Annotated in this window: 17 protein-coding genes; 11 read left to right on the top strand and 6 right to left on the bottom strand. The window is 61.4% G+C overall.

Translation table 11 applies throughout. The annotated features are described in order from the left end of the window. The first annotated feature begins 166 nt into the window (after positions 1 to 166). Positions 167 to 454 (top strand): hypothetical protein, encoded by a 288-nt coding sequence (locus QTI17_RS35175; protein ID WP_353506752.1) that lies wholly within the window; start codon positions 167 to 169, stop codon positions 452 to 454. Here QTI17_RS35175 and QTI17_RS32820 read toward each other — a convergent pair. Both QTI17_RS32820 and QTI17_RS32815 read right to left on the bottom strand, forming a co-directional pair. Continuing rightward, on the bottom strand, positions 337 to 1,263 hold the full coding sequence (locus tag QTI17_RS32820; RefSeq protein ID WP_286538186.1) for a LysR family transcriptional regulator: 927 nt from the start codon (positions 1,261 to 1,263) through the stop codon (positions 337 to 339). The genes QTI17_RS35175 and QTI17_RS32820 overlap by 118 nt on opposite strands. A 462-nt stretch (positions 1,264 to 1,725) precedes the next feature. Next, positions 1,726 to 2,622 (bottom strand): LysR substrate-binding domain-containing protein, encoded by an 897-nt coding sequence (locus QTI17_RS32815; protein WP_286538184.1) that lies wholly within the window; start codon positions 2,620 to 2,622, stop codon positions 1,726 to 1,728. A 159-nt stretch (positions 2,623 to 2,781) separates the two neighbouring features. On the opposite strand from QTI17_RS32815, the gene QTI17_RS32810 reads away from it, so the two are divergent. From QTI17_RS32810 to QTI17_RS32765, 10 genes are all read left to right on the top strand, one after another. Then, the gene (locus tag QTI17_RS32810; RefSeq protein ID WP_286538183.1) at positions 2,782 to 3,540 is read left to right on the top strand and encodes an SDR family oxidoreductase; all 759 of its coding nucleotides are present in this window, start codon (positions 2,782 to 2,784) and stop codon (positions 3,538 to 3,540) included. Then, the gene (locus tag QTI17_RS32805; RefSeq protein ID WP_286538182.1) at positions 3,537 to 4,979 is read left to right on the top strand and encodes an NAD-dependent succinate-semialdehyde dehydrogenase; all 1,443 of its coding nucleotides are present in this window, start codon (positions 3,537 to 3,539) and stop codon (positions 4,977 to 4,979) included. The genes QTI17_RS32810 and QTI17_RS32805 overlap by 4 nt, the downstream gene beginning before the upstream one ends. Before the next feature lie 81 nt (positions 4,980 to 5,060). Next, positions 5,061 to 7,025, top strand: a complete 1,965-nt coding sequence (locus QTI17_RS32800; protein ID WP_286538181.1) for an alkyl/aryl-sulfatase — start codon at positions 5,061 to 5,063, stop codon at positions 7,023 to 7,025. Positions 7,026 to 7,073: 48 nt separating this feature from the next. Continuing rightward, positions 7,074 to 8,030 carry a Bug family tripartite tricarboxylate transporter substrate binding protein gene (locus QTI17_RS32795; RefSeq protein ID WP_286538180.1) on the top strand — a complete coding sequence of 319 codons (957 nt, stop codon included), beginning with the start codon at positions 7,074 to 7,076 and terminating at the stop codon, positions 8,028 to 8,030. Positions 8,031 to 8,583: 553 nt separating this feature from the next. After that, positions 8,584 to 9,570, top strand: a complete 987-nt coding sequence (locus QTI17_RS32790; protein ID WP_286538179.1) for a Bug family tripartite tricarboxylate transporter substrate binding protein — start codon at positions 8,584 to 8,586, stop codon at positions 9,568 to 9,570. Positions 9,571 to 9,579: 9 nt separating this feature from the next. Continuing rightward, entirely contained in the window at positions 9,580 to 10,503 is a 924-nt protein-coding gene (locus tag QTI17_RS32785) for a carbon-nitrogen hydrolase family protein (protein WP_286538177.1), read from the top strand. Then, the gene (locus QTI17_RS32780) at positions 10,503 to 11,723 is read left to right on the top strand and encodes an alpha-hydroxy-acid oxidizing protein (RefSeq protein ID WP_286538175.1); all 1,221 of its coding nucleotides are present in this window, start codon (positions 10,503 to 10,505) and stop codon (positions 11,721 to 11,723) included. Before QTI17_RS32785 ends, QTI17_RS32780 begins: the two co-directional genes overlap by 1 nt. Further along, on the top strand, positions 11,714 to 13,186 hold the full coding sequence (gene iaaH, locus QTI17_RS32775) for an indoleacetamide hydrolase (RefSeq protein ID WP_286538173.1): 1,473 nt from the start codon (positions 11,714 to 11,716) through the stop codon (positions 13,184 to 13,186). The genes QTI17_RS32780 and iaaH overlap by 10 nt, the downstream gene beginning before the upstream one ends. Before the next feature lie 28 nt (positions 13,187 to 13,214). After that, complete coding sequence (locus QTI17_RS32770; RefSeq protein WP_286538171.1) at positions 13,215 to 14,195, top strand: Bug family tripartite tricarboxylate transporter substrate binding protein; 981 nt, start codon at positions 13,215 to 13,217, stop codon at positions 14,193 to 14,195. After that, complete coding sequence (locus QTI17_RS32765) at positions 14,196 to 15,524, top strand: sulfatase family protein (protein WP_286538170.1); 1,329 nt, start codon at positions 14,196 to 14,198, stop codon at positions 15,522 to 15,524. Between the two features lie 365 nt (positions 15,525 to 15,889). Here the strand turns inward: QTI17_RS32765 and QTI17_RS32760 are convergent, their stop codons facing one another. The 4 genes from QTI17_RS32760 to QTI17_RS32745 all read right to left on the bottom strand — a co-directional run bounded on the left by QTI17_RS32760 (position 15,890) and on the right by QTI17_RS32745 (position 19,947). Beyond that, a complete protein-coding gene (locus QTI17_RS32760; RefSeq protein WP_286538168.1) occupies positions 15,890 to 16,789 on the bottom strand; it encodes a LysR family transcriptional regulator in 900 nt (299 codons plus the stop codon). An 81-nt stretch (positions 16,790 to 16,870) separates the two neighbouring features. Further along, positions 16,871 to 17,680: an enoyl-CoA hydratase-related protein gene (locus QTI17_RS32755; RefSeq protein WP_286538167.1), complete on the bottom strand. Its 810-nt coding sequence runs from the start codon at positions 17,678 to 17,680 to the stop codon at positions 16,871 to 16,873. Positions 17,681 to 17,749: 69 nt separating this feature from the next. After that, complete coding sequence (locus QTI17_RS32750; protein WP_286538165.1) at positions 17,750 to 18,979, bottom strand: CaiB/BaiF CoA transferase family protein; 1,230 nt, start codon at positions 18,977 to 18,979, stop codon at positions 17,750 to 17,752. Then, positions 18,976 to 19,947: a Bug family tripartite tricarboxylate transporter substrate binding protein gene (locus QTI17_RS32745; RefSeq protein WP_286538164.1), complete on the bottom strand. Its 972-nt coding sequence runs from the start codon at positions 19,945 to 19,947 to the stop codon at positions 18,976 to 18,978. The genes QTI17_RS32750 and QTI17_RS32745 overlap by 4 nt, the downstream gene beginning before the upstream one ends. Positions 19,948 to 20,786 lie beyond the last annotated feature (839 nt).

Raw genomic sequence — 20,786 nt, 5'->3', positions numbered from 1 at the left:
ATCTCAAAGAGGTTCGCCAGGCGATGGGAGAGTTCTACCTGAACCGCGAAGTCGGTGGCGCGTAGCCACGGACCCCTATTTTGCGTTGCAGCAGGCAAAGAGCACATGAAAGTCGCATGATCGGCGTCACCGGGCACGGGTGGGTTCCAAGATCCTCGATGAGCTGATGTCGCGCGGGTGCGAAGTCGTGGCGATCGCGCGTTTGCCCGACATGCTGCCCACCTCGGCCGGGGTGAAGCCGTTGGCGTGGGACATCACCGACCCCAGGTCGCTCCGCCGCGCGATTGCCGGTGCGGATAGCCTCGCCGCCGCCTTCAGCTGCCGAGCCGATGCCCGTCAGGGGGATGCAATATCGTGCAGGGAACGCACCAACGCGGCGGAGGCGCCGTTGTCCGGAGCCGCGCGCAGTCTCAGAGCACACATCGGGCCCGAGACCAGAACGCGGCCGGACTGAAGTTCCACCACGCCTCCTAGCCTGGCCAGTTGCCCTGCGACTCTCGCCGGCACACCGCATAGCATTCCGCATTGCTTGACGAGCTCCACGGCAAAGAGGAAGGAGTCCGTTTCCACGTCAGGCACATGGCCGGCGTCTGCCGTCCGGTGCAGGGCCAGCATGTTGTTGACCCGTGGACGCACTGGGAGCCCATGGGGCGGCAACACCCATGGATATCGGGCCAGCTCCGCTTCGCTCACCTCCCCGGCACCGGCGAGCGGGTGGTCGGCGGCCGCCAGGACCACTGTGGTCTCAAAGTAGACCTCCTCCACGTCCACCAGCTTGAGATCGACGGTGAGTTCAGCGGGTGCGAGCATCAGGTCCACTCGCCCGCCCAAGAGGGCCTCGTACAACTCGCCGATCCGGAAGGTATGCACGGTGATCGCAACGTCAGGCAGCATCGCACGGACCCGCGCAACCGCGGCTGCCAACAGGGAGGTCGAGATAGCGGGGACGACGCCTACCGTCAACGCGCCACGCACACCGTGACGGAGCCCGGCGAGTTCCTGATCAAGGTTCTCCAATTCGGCCAGGACGCGGTTGGCATGCTGGATGAGGACAAGCCCCGCCGCGGTAGCGGCCACATGCTTCGTCGTCCTGTTGAACAGGCGCGCGCCAACCAGATCCTCCAACTCGGCGAGCGAGCGGGAGAGCGCCGGTTGCGTCGTAAAAAGCGCCTCCGCCGTGCGACTCAGGTTCAGTTCCTTGCCAAGCGTGCTTACCAGCCGCAGGTGGCGCAGCGAAAGGGTTCGTTGGAGGGGCTGTGGCATGGTGGATGGGCAAAACGAAGGGATTCGAGCGCAACATAGCTGGCATCCCCCAGCACAGCGCTGCAGCACAGTCCGCGCCAGAGCGGAAAGCGAGGTAGCACCAACAGACCCGGCCCAGACGCTACTCGCGCAGCTGGGTCTGCGCCGCGCCATTTCCGCTAGTCGGAAATGCCAGGCGGAACTGGGCACCGTAGTCTCGCAGACATAGGCGCGCGAGGGGAGGCCTGCGCCGGCTTCCGAATCCGGCAGGTCGACCTTGACCGGGTGGCAGCGACGCGATCCCCCTGTCTTCAGACGCAGTTCGGGATGCCGACTTTCAAGTGGCGTCCGACACCACCAACGAAGGGGACTTTCGTCGGGAGTGGCGGTTGCACGGGGAACTGGTCCGGCGAATGCCCGGCGTCGGCGGCTATCGGCAGAACATCGTGCTCGCGCGCGAGCGCACCAAGCGCCTTGGCCAGCTCAGTCAGACCTTACAGCGCAGTGCTGGATCCACCGGACCAGGTGCTGCGCCGCCGGCGTAAGAGGCAGATCTTGTCGCCGCAGCACGCTGACTGTCGGGGTGGGGATGCGCTCCGACACATCGACGATGCACAGTGAGGCTGCATAGGGATTCTTCTCGAACAATACTCGCGGCATGGTTGCCATCCACGACGAGCCCGCGAGTATGCCTGGAAGGCCAAGGAACGACTCGCACACCATTCCCACCCGGGGCGGCGGAAGCCCGCAGTCTGCGAATGCCTCCTCGATGACTGCGCCGGGTCCCCGTGAGGCGCTGGACATCACCCACCCGCAGTCGACCAATTCCGAAAGCGACTTCGCGCGCGACAGGGGGTGTGAACGATCCGAGACGACCACGATGTCACTGACGAACAGAGGTTCGGCGACCAGCGCTGAATCGATTTCGCGCCGATGCACCGGGCTTATCGCAAAGTCGAGCGAGCCGTCTCTTAGGGCAGGACTGACGCCCGGATAGAGCCCGTCGCGGCATTCGATTCTCACATCCGGGTACTTTTGAGTGAAGAAGCGCAGGGCACGCGGAAGCACGTCGAGCGCAACAGCGGGCGATGTCGAGAAACGAACGCTCCCTTCCCAACGGCCACGCATCTGAGCAATCTCTTCTTGGGCACGTTGGCTTTCGGCGACGATCACCCGAGCATGCCGCATGAAGGCCTGCCCGAAGTTTGTGAGGGACACCCCCTGCTGGGAACGTGCCAGAAGCGGGGCCCCGAGCTCTTCCTCTAGCGCTTGAATCGCCGCCGTCAGCGACGACTGGGACACATGAAGATGGGTCGCCGCTGCCCGAATGCTGCCCAGGTTTTCAACCGCGATGAGGGCTTGGAGGGTCTGAAGCTTCATGGACGGTTGCAGTCTTTGCGGGTTTTCCCGGAGAACGCCGGAGCCGATCACCCCCGTGATTAAGCGCTCGCGGCGGTGCACAGGCGGAACTTAGCATGACATGCGTTCCGCCTCGCGAGCCCATCCGGGCGGCGGCGGAGCGCCAGGATGAGGAGTTCCATGGTGCAGGACAACAAAGTGGCCATCGTGACCGGCGGCGCATCCGGCTTCGGAGCGCAGATCGGACGCACTCTCTGTCAGCGCGGCGTGGCTGTGCTGCTGGCTGACATCAATGTCGAAGGCGCTCAATCAGTCGCGGATGAACTCACGTCAACGGGGTTACGGGCCATGGCCATGAAATGCGATGTCTCGAAGCAAGCTGACTTTCAGGCTGCGGTCGACGCTGCCAAGCGTGAGTGGGGTGGTCTTCACATCGTTGTCAATAACGCAGGCACGACCCACCGAAACCAGCCCGCCTTGGAAGTGAGCGAGCAAGACTTCGACCGGGTGTTCCGTGTGAATCTGAAGAGCGTTTACTGGTCGGTGCACGCCGCCATGCCCGGGTTTGTCGAGCAAGGCAGCGGTTGCATCGTGAACGTCGCGTCTGCCACGGGCCACCGGCCGGGACCTGGTCTGACTTGGTACAGCGCGAGCAAGGCGGCCATGCTCAACATGACCAAGGGCTTGGCGCTGGAGTTTGCCCGCCATGGGGTGCGCGTAAACGCGGTGAATCCGATGATCGGCGAGACTGCGATGCTGGCTGACTTCATGGGAATGCCGGACACGCCGGAGAACCGCCAACGCTTTCTTGCGCGAATCCCCCTCGGCCGCTTTACTCGACCGCAGGACGTTGCATCGGCCGTCGCCTTCCTGGCCTCCGACGAGGCCGATTACCTCACGGGCGTTTGCCTCGACGTGGACGGGGGACGACACATATGAGCCCTCGCCAGCATGTCACTGCCTATCGGGCGCCAGGTCTGTTGATCGACGGACAGTGGCGAAAGGGCAGGTCAGGAGAGGTGGTCGCGGTGGTCAATCCCGCTGACGAACAACCTCTCGATGAACTCGCCCTCGCCAGCGCCGAGGACCTCGACGACGCATTGCGGGCGGCGGAAGCCGGATTCGAGCGTTGGAGATGGGTCCCGGCTCATGATCGTTGTAGTCGAATGGAGGCTGCAGTGGCACGGATGCGCGAGCAGGCTGACGTGATCGCCCATCTGCTGACGCTCGAGCAGGGCAAGCCGCTGGCCGAAGCGAGGGCCGAGTGCCACATGGCCGCCGACCTTATCAAGTGGTATGCGGAGGAGGCGAGGCGAACCTATGGACGTATCGTTCCGGCGCGCACCCGCGGGAGCCGCATGGATGTGCTCAAGGGGCCTGTGGGGCCAGTGGCCGCGTTCACACCCTGGAATTTCCCGCTCGTCCTATCTGCCCGAAAGCTGGGTGGCGCGCTCGCCGCAGGATGCTCAATCATCCTAAAGGGGGCGGAGGAGACGCCGGCAAGCGTCGCGGCGATGGTCGACTGCCTGGCGCAGGAGCTTCCCCCGGGCGCCGTCCAGTTGGTCTACGGAGACCCGGCCCAGGTGTCAGCCACGCTCATCGCGTCGCCGGTAATTCGCAAGGTCACCTTCACGGGCTCAGTGGCGGTTGGGCGCGCGCTGGCGCAACTCGCGGGGCGGTACCTCAAGCCGATCACGCTAGAACTGGGCGGTCACGCGCCAGTTCTTTTGTGCGAGGACGCAGATCTACAAACGGCCGTCCCGCTCCTGGCCGCACACAAGTTTCGCAATGCGGGGCAAGCTTGTCTGGCTCCCACCCGCTTCTTTGTCGCACGCCCGCTGTACCGTGATTTCGTTGAAGCCTTCGAAGCATTTGCCAGCTCGATTCGGGTCGGTTGCGGATTGGAACCCGACGTAGGCATGGGCCCACTGGCCAGTGGGCGCCGCCTGAGTGCGGTGCGGGATCTGGTCGAACGGTCGATGACGCCGGCTACTCGCCTATCTGTGGGACGAGCCCCGGACGTCGGCTTCTTCATGGCACCCACGGTTATCTCGGACCTGCCCACAGACGCCCCGGCCTTGCTCGAAGAGCCGTTCGGACCACTGGCCCTGATCGCCCCGTTCGACTCACTTGACGAGGCGATCACGCGTGCGAACGCCAACCCCTACGGATTGGCGGGCTACCTTTTCACCGATTCGGCGCGCGCGATTCGCGCCGTATCCGAACGACTGGAGGTAGGCAGTCTCGCCGTCAATGGCATCGGAGTATCCGTGCCGGAGGCACCCTTCGGCGGCGTGAAGGACAGCGGGTTTGGGAAGGAATCCGGAATTGAAGGAATGGAGAGCTATCTTGAAACGAAGTTCATGCACTGGTCATAGGGCAGCATGCGCACCCGAAACCACGAGACAGCTCGAAAGGCACTCTTTCGCTTCGGAATTGCGACATTCGGGATGGCAATCATGGCGCTGACATCGACGACCCCCGCGACTGCGCAAGGCCCGGACCCTTCGCGGCTACCTCAACCGGCCACCGAGGTAACTCGAGCAATTCAACGCGGAGCGGCTTCAGAACTGCCTCCTCTGTCCGAAGAGGCGATCGCGGACGCCGAGTGGGGGCTGGTCGCAGAGTTTGGCGTCGCGCCCATTTTGAACGCGGCCCAACAGCCGATCTGGTCGCTCGGAGGGTACGAATTCCTTGCCGCCGCCGACGTTCCCAACTCGGTACATCCCGGCCTCTGGCAGCACGCACGCCTGAACTTGCGCAATGGCCTCTTCAAAGTATCTGACCGCGTGTACCAGGTCCGGGGCCTGGACATTTCGAACATGACCATTTTGGAAGGTGACACTGGGCTCATCGTCATCGATCCCTTGCTCTCGGTTGAAACCGCCCGTGCTGCCATGGACCTTTACCGGCGCCATCGTCCAGACAGACCGGTCGTTGCCGTCGTTTACACACACAGTCACGCGGACCGCTTTGGCGGTGTGCGCGGCGTGGTCGACGAAGCGGACGTGCTTGCAGGCAAGGTCCAGGTGATCGCGCCGGCCGGCTTCATGGCGGCTGCACTTTCCGAGAACGTCATGGCGGGCCCGGTGATGCTACGGCGTGGACACTACCAGTTTGGCGGCCTGCTGCCGAGGAGCGAGCGGGAACATGTCGATGCGGGCCTCGGAAAGTCAATTTCCAGGGGCACCGTTACCCTGATCGCGCCGACGCGCTCAATCGAGCGTGAGCAGGAGAAGCACCGAATCGACGGAATCGACATGGTCTTCCAACTCGTGCCGGATTCGGAGGCGCCCTCCGAGATGATCATGTTCTACCCCCAGTTCGCCGTCCTCAACACGGCCGAGGTGGCTAGCCGGCATATGCACAACCTCTTGCCCGTTCGCGGAGCGATGGTGCGCGACGCACGGAACTGGTCCCGGCACATCGGTCAGGCGCTTCGTGACTACGGCGGGGTTGCAGAAGTTGTGATCATGCAGCACCACTGGCCCGTCCGGGGTCGCAAGAACGTCTCGAGATTCCTCGGGCATCAGCGCGATATGTACAAGTTCGTGCACGACCAGACTCTGCGGCTGATGAACCACGGGCTGGGGCCTGACGACATCGCGCAGCGCATCGTGCTCCCCGCTACGCTACGGGCTGATTGGTCCACCCACGACTTCTACGGCAGCGTCAAACACAATGTGAAGGCCATCTACCAGCGTTACGTCGGCTGGTACGACGGAAATCCTGTTCACCTCGACCCGCTGCCTCCCGTCGAGGAGGCCCGCAAGGCCGTCGACTACATGGGTGGCGTTGACGCGGTGCTGGCGAGGGCCCGGTCGGACTTTGCGCGTGAGGAATATCGTTGGATCGCCAAGGTGGCCCATCAAGTTCTTCTATTTGACCCCGGCAACGCCGCTGCGCGGGTTCTTGGCGCAGACGCTCTCGAGCAACTGGGCTACCAGGCAGAAAGCCCAACAGTGCGCAATTCCTACCTCCAGGGGGCGAGAGAGCTGCGGCTGGGAATGCCCAAGCTGCCTGCGGGCCCGGGTGGGCGACCCGACATTGTCCGCGCTATGCCGCTCGAGTTGTATTTCGACTATCTCGGAGTGAGGCTGGATTCGAGCAAAGTGGGAGACGAAGCGCTGCTTGCGAACTGGCGATTCACGGACCTCGCAGTGAACTGGGTCGTCGAACTGTCAAATCGAACCCTGAGCGCTCACCCAGGCGCCGCGAACCCTGACGCCGAGATTGATCTGACGCTCACCCGCGGGGTCCTCGACGAGATCTCCATGGGCCGCGCCAGTTTCCGTTCAGCGGTCGAGTCCGGAGGCATTCGCATCACCAGGGGGCAAGGTTCCTTCCTTGGCATCGTCGATGCGCTGGATACCTTCCCGAGCGTTTTTCCGATCGTGGCGCCCGCCGACCCCTCGGTTCCTTAGTCATTCCAACAGTAGGAGACATCGACAGTGACCCACAGACGACAACTCTTGAAGGGCGCCTCAAGCGTCGCCCTCGCCGGTCTGCTTCATCCCTTCATGGCCCACGCGCAAAGTGATCGGCCGCTGCGAATTCTTGTCGGGTTTCCGGCGGGCGTGGCCGTCGATGTCGTGTCGCGCATCATCGCCGAGAAGATGCGCGAAGAGCTCAAGCGCACCGTCATCGTTGAAAACCGGCCCGGCGCTGGCGGCCGTCTTGCCGCCGAGCTGCTGAAGAATGCGCCTCCCGACGGCAATACATTGATGATCGCGCCGATTGTTGTGCCGGTGCTCGCGCCTCTGGTGTTCAACAAGCTGAACTACGACCCGAATACGGATTTCACCCCCGTCGGGCGAATCTGCGACTTCGGGTTTGCGCTCGCGGTGCCGGGCGACTCGCCGGTGAAAAACCTCAAGGAATACGCGGCGTGGCTGAAAGCCAATCCGCAGCAGGCCAGCTTCGGCTCGCCAGCCGCCGGCAGCCTGCCGCATTTCTTTGGCGTGATGATCGGAGACGCCCTTGGAGTCCAGATGGTGCATGCGCCATTCAACGGCGGTGCTGCACTCCAGTCGGCGGTGTTGGGCAATCATGTTCCGGCCGGCATCGATGTCGTCTTCGAGTGGCTTCAGAATGCCAAAGCCGGCAAGGTACGGGTGCTCGCCACTTCGGGCGCCACCCGCAGTCCTGTGATGCCCGACGTGCCGACGTTCAAAGAACAGGGCTATCCCCAGGTCGTCGGGCTGAGTTGGATGGCGATGTACGCGCCGCCGAAGACCAGCGCTGAGCAGGTCGAGACCTTCAACAAGGCCCTCAACAAGGTCTTGGGGCTACCCGAGATCAAAGAGCGCTTTCTGGCGCTGGGATTGGAAGTGGGCGGAGGATCGCCTAAGGACCTGGTCCAGACCATGAAGGATGACTCGCTGAGGTGGGCGCCCATCGTGGCCAAGTCGGGCTTCAAGGCCGATTGATGCGTCGAACCCCAAGCCACTAGGCCTCGTCTCCAGCAGCCGTGACCATGCCGTCGGGCCCACTGCATCGCAGCCTATCGCTGCGACACCTGCGGCTCATGATCGCGCTGAGCAGAGGGCTCAACCTGAGTCGCAGCGTCAGAGGTGCTTCTCGCGACGCAACCGGTACTTGCGATCCATAAACAGGGCGGACAAGTATGCAAGAGACGTTGAAGCCGACTTTTTCCTGTTGGCGCTGGAACGGGCAAAGCACTGCGGCATGCTTTACGGAGTGCCGAGGCACGTCTCACGGCAGTGTCATCGCGCAAGCGCAGACCACACATGGAGTTTGCAAGGCTTGTGTAGTCGCTGAGTTCCGTAACTCAACCAATCTCGGCCAACTTCGGGCACCTTGCGTGCCTGACTTTGGTGCGTTCCCCGCACGATCTCGTAGCCATCTGAGGCACCACTGCGGTTCATACCAGCGGCGGTATGGGCAACTGCAACTTCCTGATTTGTTGCGAGCGCCCGCGTCTCCGAATAATGGACTCGTTCACAAACCTCGGAGGAAACGATGATCACGTTCTCATGGCGCCGCAGACTTGTCGGCTTCTTCGCTCTGTCTGCCATGGTCTTTGCAGCGACCTCGGCACCTGCCGAGACGTTCCCGTCTCGGCCCATTCGCATGATCGTGGCGTGGGCGCCCGGCACTCCGGGAGACGTCGCCGGACGATTGATTGCGGAAAGCATGGCTACTGCCCTCGGCCAGCCGATCGTCGTCGACAACCGGCCAGGGGCGGGCGGCACTGTCGGGCTGAGCGAATTGTTGCGACAGCCCGCGGATGGCTACACGCTCTTCATGCTCGGCGCCCCTGGCGCTTTGCTCATGCCATTGCTCTACCCCGCCATAAAGGTGGATCTGCAGAGTAGCCTCACACCCGTTGGAACGGTCGTGTTCAGCTACAACGTCCTCGTCACGTCCCCGTCGAAGCCGTATAAGAACGCGAAAGACCTGGCGGCCGCTGTGAAGAACAGCCCCGGTCAAATCAGTTTTTCCTCGGCTGGCAACGGAACCCCGGCTCATCTGGCGGGCGAGATGCTCTCTCGGCACTTGAACTCGCAAGCTATGCACGTACCGTACAACCAGATTGGCATGGCGTTGTCGGACGTCATGGCCGGCCGGGTCGACTTCATGTTCCTCACGGCATCGGCCGCGGTCCCGCAAATCGCAGGAGGAAAGCTGCGCGCGCTCGCGACGAGCGGCCCACGCCGGCTACCCGCGCTCCCTGATGTGCCGACGATGGTGGAACAGGGCTACCCTGGCTTCGTAGTGCGAGCCTTTGAAATGTTGACAACGAAGACCGGCACGCCGCCGGACATTGTGCAGCGCCTGAATGCAGAGCTGAACAAGGCACTTGCCTCGCCCAGCGTGCAGGAAAAGCTTGCCGGCGTGTCGCTCGAACCGAAGCCGATGTCCATTGCGGAGAGCAAGGCACTGCTCGTGTCCGAGCAAGCCACGCTCGTGCAGTTCGGTCGCACGATTTCCCTCAAGGCCGACTGAAGCGAACCGATGGCCCCCTCTACTTCCTTTCGTGTCGCGGCCATCCAGGCGGCGCCTTGCTACATGGACGTTCAAGCGTCTTTGGATAAGGCGTGCGCGCTGATCAAGAGCGCTGCGCAAACTGGTGCCGTCGTGGCCGCATTCTCCGAAGCGTGGCTGCCCGGCTTTCCGTTCTTTCTATTTTCCGCACTCGACCGGCAATGGTGGCGCGCCGCGGCACGATACCTCGAAGCCACGATCGAAGTACCAGGTCCGGAAACGGATGCGTTGTGTGCGGCTGCCCGTGATGCAGGCATCGACGTCGTGATCGGCGTCGTGGAGCGCGATTCGACCACGCAAGGATCGGCATACTGCACCATCCTTTTCATCGGTCGCGAAGGGAAGATTCTCGGGCGCCATCGCAAGACTCGCCCGACGCTGGTGGAACGCGCGATCTGGGCCGACGGGGATGCACGCGGTCTCGTTGTGCACGAGCGATCCTACGGGCGCATCAGCGCGTTGAACTGTTGGGAGCACAACAGCGTCTTGCCCGGCTACGCGCTGATGGCACAGGGGACGCAGGTGCACTTCGCCCTCTGGCCCGGACGAGAGCAGGCGACGGCGCCCGCCGCACCTGAGGCGCTCTACTCGCGCCAGTTGCTACTTTCCCGCGCCTTTGCCTCGCAGGCCGCGAGCTACGTCGTGTGTGTCGGTGGCCTTCGCACTAAACAGGACGTGCCTGAGGAGTTCGTCGACCTCCAAATTCGCGATACGACGGGGGACAGCTACATCATTGACCCGCGCGGAGAGGTCATCGTCGGCCCCGGGGTGGGGGAGACGATCCTGACTGCGGAATGTGACCCCGAGTTGCTTCGCGCAGCGAAGGTGGCATGCGATGTGGCAGGCCACTATGGACGCAAGGATCTTTTCGAGTTCTCCGTGCGAGCTTCTTGATGAACCTCGACAAGATGCACTCGATTGCTGAGCTTCGCCAAGCGGCACGACGACGATTGCCACAGATGGTGTTCGATTACCTAGACGGTGGCGCGGAGGACGAACGCGGACTGGCGCGTAACCGTGCCGCCTGGTCTCGGATCGGCTTTCACCCCCGTCGCCTCGTGGACGTGTCGCGAGTGGACCCTGGTACTTGTATCCTGGGGAGCAAGGCCTCCTTGCCGGCGGTAGTCGCACCCACGGGTTTGAATGGCCTGCTGTGGCCGCTGGGGGACGTCGTTCTCGCGCGGTGCGCGAGCTCCGTGGGGATCCCGTTCGTTCTGTCTTCGGCGTCCAACCAGACAATCGAGGCTGTGGCGGAGCAGGCAGGGGGCGACCTATGGTTTCAGCTGTACGTACTGACGCGTGAATCGAGCGCCCAGCTTGTCCGCCGAGTGCTTGCTGCTGGCTACCGCAAACTGGTGCTAACGGTGGACGTCCCGGTCAACGGCAAGCGGGAACGAGATCTACGCAATGGCTTCGGGCTGCCGATCCGATACTCGCCGGGAACGCTCGTCGACGGCCTGCTTCATCCTCGATGGAGCCTGGGCCTGTTGCGGGGAGGCACACCGCAACTGGCAAACTTCGTCGATTCTGTCGCCGGTTCCGTTGAGAAGCAGGGAGCGCTACTTCGGAGGCGAATGGATGCCTCCTTCGACTGGAATTCCCTTGCCTGGCTGCGCGACCTCTGGCCCCATGACTTGGTGGTGAAAGGCGTCTTGCATGTCGTCGACGTGCAGCGATGCTTCGATCTTGGTGTGAACGGCGTCGTGCTTTCAAATCACGGCGCCCGTCAGCTTGACGATGCGATCGCGCCAATCGAAGCTCTGCACGCAATGCCAAAGGACTGGAAGCCGCGCCTCATGTTGGATGGTGGAGTTCGTCGAGGCAGCGATATTGTCAAGGCCGTCGCCGCCGGCGCTGGCGGCGTCATGCTTGGGCGAGCGCTACTTTATGGCCTGGCTGCGGCGGGAGAGGAAGGCGTCATGCGTGCCCTGTCGCTTCTACAGGAGGAGGTGCGGGTCACTATGGCGAATCTCGGAGTGCCGTCGGTCCAGGCGCTCGGGCCCGAAAATCTTTCATGGTTAGGGCGCGGCGCGGCGCAAGCTGGGCCAAGCCGCTCCTTGGCACTCGGCGCGACATCGGCATGCCAGACTGGAGGCGTTGTTTCATGCATTTGAACAACTTGGACCTTACGCTGCGTCGGCTGCGCGAGTTGCTCGATGCCGGCGAGGTGAGCAGTTCGGAATTGGCAGAGGAATGTATAGCCCGAACGTTTGCCGCCGCGAACCTGAACGCCTTCGCTTCCTTTCTTCCAGACGTCCTCCGTGCAGAGGCCGCTCGTGCAGACGACCGTCTGCGCAAGGGCGAGCGCTTGCCTCTGCTGGGCATTCCCATTGGTTTGAAGGACAACATCGATGTCGTGGGATACCCTTGCGCTGCCGGGACCCGATCACTTTCGACGTCCTACCCCAGCCAAGACGCTCCGGTTGTGCAACGTCTGCGCGCAGCAGGGGCTGTGATCGCGGGAAAGCTGAACATGCACGAACTTGCGTTTGGGGTCAGCAACAACAATTCCGTGACCGGGCCGACTCGCAATCCCTGGGATCATCTGCGCATTCCTGGTGGGAGCAGCGGCGGATCGGGCGTTGCCGTTGCTGCTGGGCTCGTCCCGACCTCAATCGGCACCGATACGGGTGGCTCCGTGCGGGTGCCGGCCGCTCTTTGCGGCGTCACCGGATTTCGACCGACCGTAGGACGCATCCCCGGCGACGGCATCGTCCCGATCTCGTCCACCCGAGACACCGTGGGACCTCTTGCGCACGCTGTCCAAGATTGCGTGCTGATAGACCAAATTATGTCGGGCGACTTCGCGACCCCGCCGCAGGTGCACCTCAAGGGCTTGCGTCTTGGCGTGCCTCGGTTTGCGCTGTGGCAGGACCTCGCTTCGGGCGTCGCCGACATCCTCGAGGCCACGCTGGAGGGGCTGGCGCGCGCCGGTGCCATCCTGGTCGAAATCAACATCGCCGGACTGCTGGAACTGGCCGCGCAAGCGAGCGCGCCGGTGACTCGGTATGAATTCGCGCGCGACATGAGAAGGTATCTCGCCACCGCAGGTCGACGGGTCACCTTTGAGGACGTGATTGCTTCAACACTGAGCCCAGACGTTCGTGACATCGTCGGCACGTTCGCGGAATCGCATCTGCAGATATCGGAATCCGACTATCACAAAGCGCTTGCGGATCGAGCGGAGCTCCGGGCGCTGTATCAAGTGGCATTCCAAAGGCACGGCGTCGAAGCGCTTGTGTTTCCCACGACAGTGCGAACAGCCTCGTCGATCGGCGAGGACCGCACCATGATGCTCAATGGTCGGGCAGTTCCCACTTTCCCCACCTTCATCCGGCAGACCGAACCTGGAAGCATCGCGGGACTGCCGGGGATCTCCCTTCCTGCGGGATTGGATAGTGGACTGCCGGTCGGCCTAGCATTGGACGGTCTTCCGGGCAGCGACAAGAAGCTCCTGGCTGCTGCCGCGTCCATTCAGTCGGTGCTGCCTGCACCGGCGCGTCTACGAGGGAGCCTTCCTTCGAAGCAGAACACCGTGAAGTGCGAGATGCCGCCCCCCAAATGGCCACGCCAGTGAAGTTCATAGACTTAGACGGAGACAAAAAATGCGCCTACTACCTCAACGCCACGTCACTGCGGCCCTGATCTGCGGGGCGTGCTTTCTTCCGAACCCCGCTTGGACACAAGGGGCCTGGCCGTCAAAGCCGGTCCGGATCGTCGTGGGCTCACCTCCAGGAGCGCCTTCCGACATTACGGCGCGCCTCTTTGGCGACGCGCTGAGCAAGCGAACCGGGCAACCTGTGGTCGTCGAAAATCGCTCGGGGGCCGGCAACAACCTCGCCGCAGGCATTGTCGCGAAGGCAGATGCGGACGGTCACGTGCTCGTTCTCAGCCCAGATACCGTGCTGACCGTGAATCCGCACGTTTACCGAAACACGGGCTTTGATGTGCGAAGTGATCTCGTGAACGTGTCGATTCTCGCGAGCTTCAGCCAGATGCTTGTCTGTCACCCCAAGGTCGGTGTGCGGACAGTGCAAGAGCTGGTAGGGAAGGCAGGCAGCTCCCAACTCACATATGCATCGGGTGGATCGGGCGTGCCTGGTCACCTTGCCGCAGAGATGTTCCTGGATGCCACAAGAGTCAAGATGCAGCATGTTCCGTACCGCGGTCCCGCACCGGCGACACAAGCCGTCCTTGCCGGCGAAGTGGATTGCGGGTTTCTTGCAGCCCCGACCGTGATCCCCCACGTCAATGCTGACAAGCTACGCGCCTTGGCTGTATCGTCTGTAACGCCGTCTCCGTTGGCACCTACGGTACCAACTCTCGCGTCCGCGCTGAAGCAGCCACAGCTCGATGCGACCTTTCGGCTCGTGTTGCAGGCCCCGAGCCGCACCCCAGCGGGAATTCTTCAACAGATCGAGAGAGCAGCTGAAGAGATCATGAAGGACCCTAAAGTGGAAGAGCGGCTAAAGAGTTTCGACTTAGTGGCTGTCGGTGGGACCTCAGCACAGGCGCAGCGAGAGCTACGCGTGGCAATGACCCGCTGGGAACCGATCGTTCGGCGTCTGGAGCTGAAAGCGGAGTGAATGGTGAAGCAACCAAACATCATCTATATCGTTGCCGACGATCTGGGTTACGCAGACCTCGGATGCTACGGGGGTCGTCCAGCCGATTTCGGAGCGGTTTCCCCAAACTTGGACGCACTCGCAGACGGGGGTCTGCGTTTCACCCAGGGCTACGCCAACGCCCCAGTTTGTTCTCCCACGCGCTTCGCCATGATGACGATGCGATACCAGTACCGAACACGCGGAGGCATGGAAGAACCCATCAGCACCGCAAGCAAGGGGAATACCACACTCGGCCTGGCACCCGAAGTCCCCACGTTGCCTGGGCTCCTGCGACAGGCTGGCTATGCGACCGCGCTCATAGGCAAGTGGCATCTCGGCTATCCGCCGGCATCTGGTCCGTTGCGCTCGGGTTATGACGAGTTTTACGGAATCATGGCCGGCGGCGTCGACTACTTCTCGCATTGCTCCGGTCGCGGAGACCACGATCTCTTCCTTGGCGAAGAGGAGCATCGGGAAGAGGGTTATCTTACCGATCTGATCTCACGGCGTTGCGTCGACTATGTCGAAAAGAACGCTGCGGCGAGCAGGAGCGGACATCCTTTCTTCGTGAGTCTGCACTACACCGCTCCGCACTGGCCTTGGGAGACGCGTGAGGACGCTGCAATCGCCTCGGACGTAGCAAAGAATCTCTTCCATCTGGACGGCGGCAACGTTGAGACCTATCGCAAGATGATTCACCACATGGACGAAGGGATCGGTTGGGTAGTCGATGCATTGCGGCGGGAGGGCTTGCTGGACGACACGTTGATCGTCTTCACCAGCGACAACGGCGGCGAGCGATTCTCGGACAATTGGCCCCTCGTAGGCGGGAAGATGGACCTGACGGAGGGCGGCATCCGCGTTCCGTGGATTGCCCATTGGCCATCGGTGATCGCGCCCGGCCAATTGAGCTCGCAGCTCTGCATGACGATGGATTGGTCCGCGACGATGCTGGAACTCGGCGGTGGTTCGCCCAGCGTCGACTTTCCTTTGGATGGAGTCTCGCTCGCATCGGTACTTCGCACCCCATCGGACACCTTCGATCGACCCTTGTACTGGCGGATGAACCACCGTCAGCAACGTGCCCTCCGCAGGGGTGTCTGGAAGTATCTCAAGGTCGACGAATTCGAATACCTTTTCGATCTCAGTGCAGACGAACGGGAACGGGCGAACCTGGTGCACCGTCACCCCGAGCGCCTCGCGGCCATGCGCGAGGAGTGGCTTGAGTGGAGTCAGACCATCCCTGCCATTCCCGAGGATGCCGGGGTCAGTGTTGGCTATGCAAAGAAGGACATGCCATCTCGGTGAGCATGGGCTCGCAGGGCGCATTCGTCCAAAGGCTGACCTACGACAGGCGATTCGGTGAGGATGGGTCGGAAGATCGTCGAGCCGATTCGAAGGTCACGGATGTGGAGACTTACTGTGCGCGTGTCCATCAGACTCAGTAGAGGCGAGAAACATTTCACGGTCGCATATGATTCTTCGCCGACGGCCGGTGCGGTTGCCGGCGACACACTGCATGACGCACTGCGCCGACGGAAACTTGATCTCGGAATGGTTGGCAGGCTCGCCGTCGCCTTCGCAAGCTGAACCGCGCGAGACCTTGAAAAGTAGGACTCAGCTCGCCGAAAGCATTCGAACCGCGAATAGGGAGATCCGTCAACCTTGGTTTTTCAGTTGGTCTGGATCGGGCTCAGCATCAGCTTCGCGTGAGCAACGAACATAGTCACCGCCGGCTTGCGCACTTGCTTGTTCCAGACGAAACCGGCCGGCGCATCGACGTCAACACCTTTGATCGGCAGGAATTTGGTGCCGGCTAGGCCCGACTGACGAAGCGAGGAAGGCATTATGGCAACGCCCATACCTTTGGATACTAATGCGATCGTGCTCATCCACTGTCGGGTTGCATGACGAACCCGTGGATGAATCTCGCAGCCGTTGAAGATCGAGACCACGTTGTCGTAATGGGTTGGCGAGACGTCTCGCGCCGGCATAATAAAGGTCTCCTCCCGCAGGAGCGGGAGTTCGACCTCCGACTGACCAGCTTGGGGATGGTCCGCAGGCAGACAGATAATCATCTGGTCCTTGATTAATGGCAAGTAATCGAGATCCAATCGTACTGTTGGAACGTTCACCACGCCGAGGTCCAGTTGCCCAGCTAGCAGCTGATGGAGTTGATCGGTCGAAGAGACCTCTTTGAGCGTTACCTCGATCTGCGGCGCAAATTGGCTGAAGCTCCGGACTATCTCAGGAATGAGGCGGTAGATGCTTGATGCCGTAAACCCGATGTCGAGGCTCCCCTTTGAGCCTGATGCGACGGCCTGCGTCGAGAGCTTGGCTTTGTGCACCCTTTCCAAAATCTCGCGTGCATCGCTCAGAAAAGACGCTCCCGCCGGGGTCAAGAAAAATCGCTTGCTGTCGCGCTCGATGAGCCGGACTTGCAGCTCCTCTTCCAGCGCTTTGATCGCCGAACTCAAAGGCGGTTGAGAAATCGAGAGGCGTGCTGCAGCCCGCCCGAAGTGCATCTCTTCGGCCAGCACGATGAAGTATCTCAGCAGGTGGGTCTTGATCATGTTGCCAACGATAGTCGATCCATCTTGCCGACCTCACTGGGCTCTTGGCGCGAAGGGTGGTATTAGGCGTGGACCAGATTGCTAACCCAAGGCCACGGGCAACCGCACGCGTTGCTTTTTTTCTTCGAGATAGGCTCGAATTCGCTCCTTAGGCTCACCTGACTCGTGAGCCGCTCCGATTGCCAGCACGCCTGCCTGCACGGAATCGGAGAGACTCATACGCTCCCAATCGTGGACCAGTTTCTTCTGCAGCCGCACTGCGTTCGGTGCCACCGCCAAGATTGACTGGACCCATTGATCGACGCATTCGTCCAGGCTCTCCACAGGCACGACGCGCTGCACAAAGCCAAGCCGATGCGCATCCTCGTGGTCCATGAAGTTCGCGGTATAGATCATCTCCATCGTTTTCCCCCACCCGACCAACCGTGGAAGGAGGCATGTCTCCATCGCTGACGGAATTCCATACTTGACTTCTGGCATCCCAAACTTGGATTTCACGCTCGCGATACGTAGATCACACGATGCTGCAATGATCATCCCAGCGCCGAGACAGTAGCCATCGATACGTGCAATAACAGGGACAGGACAACGCCTGATCGCCTCGCATGCCAAATGGGTGTTGTAGCTTGCCGCTTGCGCTTCAGCGGGCGTCTTGAACGCGGCCATCTGGTTGATGTTGGACCCACCGATGAATGCCTTATTTCCGTCGCCGGTCAACACCACGCAGCGCAGATTGGCCAGGCGCGACACCTCACCGAACAGATCGGCAAGCTCGGCCCGCCCCTCCGCCGGAAGCGAATTGTGCTCTGCGGCATTACATATGGTCACCCTTGCTACGGTTCCCGTATCGCACTGCACTGTGTCCAGCTGTATGTATCGATGCATATTCATTCCACTCGTTCATCAGTTTCGTAGATGGCCACCGCCCTCTCGCTCGTGAGGCGAACGACAAGGCAAATCCTACTTTGCGGCATAGCACACCCCTAGCTCTTGCATGGTGGCGATCTCCAAGGCGGAGTAGCCGACTTCCCGAAGGATATCGACCGAATGCTCGCCGAGTCGTGGCGCGGGGATGGCCTCAGCGGCAACCGAACTCTTGCTCCATTTGACAGGTGGTGATACCACCCGGATGTCGCCTTCAGTGGGATGCCGCACTTGCTTGATGAATCCGGTCGCCTTGTGGTGAGGGTCCTCAAGAACATCGTACAGAGTGTTGACGCGCATGTTCGGGATGTCTGCCAAGTCCAGCAACTTTTGCCACTCGGCGGTCGAGCGCGTGGCCATCAGCCTGGAAACCTCTAGGTAGACCTCGTCGATGTTTTCAGAACGGGCGCGATGCGATGAAAATCTTGCGTCGCTTTCGATTCTTCCTGGTTGCCCAATAGCTTCGAAAAACTTGCTCCACTGCTTGTCGTTGTAGATGATTACGGCAAGTAGTCCATCCTTCGTCTGATAGGGGCGACGGTTGGGCGTCAACAGACGGGCGTAGCCAACATCTCCCTCGGATGGCACAAAGGTGTGGCCACCAAGATGGTCGCCCAAGACGAACTGTGTCATGACCTCGAACATTGGCACCGTGATCTGTTGCCCGATCCCGCCGTCACGTTCTCTTTCATAAAGGGCGGCTGTGGCTGCATAGACCGCGTGCAGACCCGCAACTCGATCGGAGATCGTAAGGGGAACGTAGCATGGCGCTTCAGCGCCATATTGCTTCATAAGCCCAGGGATACCAACAGCGCTTTGTATGAGGTCGTCGTACGCCGGACGTGCAGAGTACGGGCCATCTTGGCCGAAGCCTACGCAGCTGATGTAGATCAGACGAGGATTGGTCGCTCGCACCGTTTCGTAGTCCAGCCCGAGTCGCGCCATCGCCAGCGGCCTGACGTTGCTTATCAGGATGTCAGTCTCAGAAGCCAGCCGCAGCGCTACGCTCTGCGCCGCCTTCTGCTTAAGGTCGAGAACAATGCTCCGCTTACCTTGATTCGCCTGAAGAAAGATCTGCCCCATCCCGGCGTTGCGCATCGGGGCCACGTGTCGCATGGTGTCACCGCCAGGAGGTTCGACCTTCGTAACGATCGCACCGAGGGAAGCGAGCAGCTGTGTTGCGTAAGGTCCCATGACGACAGAGGTGAAGTCCAAGACGCGAACTCCATCAAGTGGTCCGCGGCCCGCGGTTCGTTCGCTGCTCACTGCTCGCCCTCCGGCTTGATGTTGGCCCGTTTCACCAGTCCGTTCCAGTAAACGATTTGCTCACGGATAAAGTTGCCGAATTCCTCGGGAGATTGCGTGGGCCAAGGCTTGTAGTTGATCTGGGCGATCGCAGTTTGAACTTCGGCTTCTGCCAACACGCTCGAGACTTCCGCACTAAGCTTCCTAACCACGTCTGCGGGCAGCTTCGCCGGCCCAAGCAGCCCGTGCCAAGAGGTTAGGTTAAAGCCTGGCAAAGTCTCGGAGATCGGGGGAACGCCTGGCAACTGCGCAAATGCTTCAGAGGTGGTCATGCCGAGGACGCGGACCTTGCCAGCCTTGAACATCGACATGCCGCTGGATACATCTGCAATGTACATCTGCACGTCTCCACGCATCAGGTCGATCATGGCCTGCGGACTGGACTTGTATGGTATGCCAGTGATGTTCAGGTTCGCCATGGTTCGAAACGTCTCCGAAGCCACCTGGGATGTGCTATTCGGCGTCGCATAGGAAAGCCGACCAGGGTTCGCTTTCGCGTACTCGATGAACTCCTTGACCGTCTTCGCCGGCACATCCAGGTTCACTGCAAGCGCAAATGGGCACTGGGCCACTCGAGCGATTGGCGAGAAATCGTTTACCGGGTCATATCGAAGCTTCGCGTACAAGCTTGAATTTGCTGCATGTGAAGTGTTCGTCGCCATGAGCAGTGTGTAGCCGTCAGGCTTCGCTTGAGCGACGTATTGAGCTCCAACTTGAGCATTCGCTCCTGCGCGGTTCTCCACCACGATGGGTTGGTTGAGACGTTCCGACAATCTTTTACCTATGACGCGCGTGAGCGCATCTGTGGCACTTCCTGCCGCGAACGGAACGACGATCGTTATGGGCCGGCTTGGGTATGTTTCTGCGATTGCGGCGACCGCGACAGAAAATGCCGCGACGGCTGTTGCCATGCGGGCGAAATGCTTCATGTGACTGTCTCCTGTCTGCTTGTTGGATAAGGGATGCCGGCATAGGCACTGTAGGATGCCCATAGCCCGGGAGTCCAATTCAAAATCCTTGCTGCGTCGGAAGCATTTGCGAATGGTTGCCTCGCCAGCTGCATAGCTGGGTCGCCAGCGGCCGATGCGCTCAACGCAGTTCTGTCTGCTCAGCGGCGGAAGGCAGAAGGATTCATAGGGCCGCCGACAGGGCCATATCGCAATCGCCAATTTGCACAGCTTGTAGACAGGTTTGAAGGCAAACGCGCGGCCGTGGAGTCGCGGTCTGTCGATTCTTGAAATCTTTGAACGGGGGAGCCCGCCGGAACTGAGAAGGGCGGGTAGCGGCCAATGAGCGTGGACAATCGAGTCTTCACTGTCTTGCCCATGCGATCCGATGCCTCCGCGCCAGTACCTTCTGCTCACCCTTTCTGATCACCGTTCAGCTGCCTTGGAGCTTGACAGGAACGGCGGGGCCGCGGGCAACTACACGCGGTTCCTGAACATCGATGGCCGCTGGGCGGTGCATGGCTCGCAATGCGCCGCTGCTTGTTTGGGATCCGGCACACGCCGACCTGGCCAATGCGGCGGCCGCGCGCGCTACCGCAGCACGCCAACGCCCCGTCGTGGTTTTATCGCGGGGAGATTCGGGGTGGGAGGAAGGTCGAGAGATCCAGGTATTCAGGGAGGCATTCGAATCGGCGCTCCTCGGGCACACCGTAAGCGGCTGGCCGTCCCATAGTTGACGGGCGGACGAGGATCGCCGCGGTAGCGGCGACGTGCTCAGCGCGCGGGGTGCCAGTTGTGCGGAAGCAGTTCGTCGATGCGGC

This window comes from Variovorax sp. J31P179 (assembly GCF_030316985.1).
Classification (GTDB): domain Bacteria; phylum Pseudomonadota; class Gammaproteobacteria; order Burkholderiales; family Burkholderiaceae_C; genus Variovorax; species Variovorax ginsengisoli_B.
The sequence above is the reverse complement of the archived record's forward strand: the minus strand, read 5'-3'. Positions and strand labels throughout refer to the sequence as shown.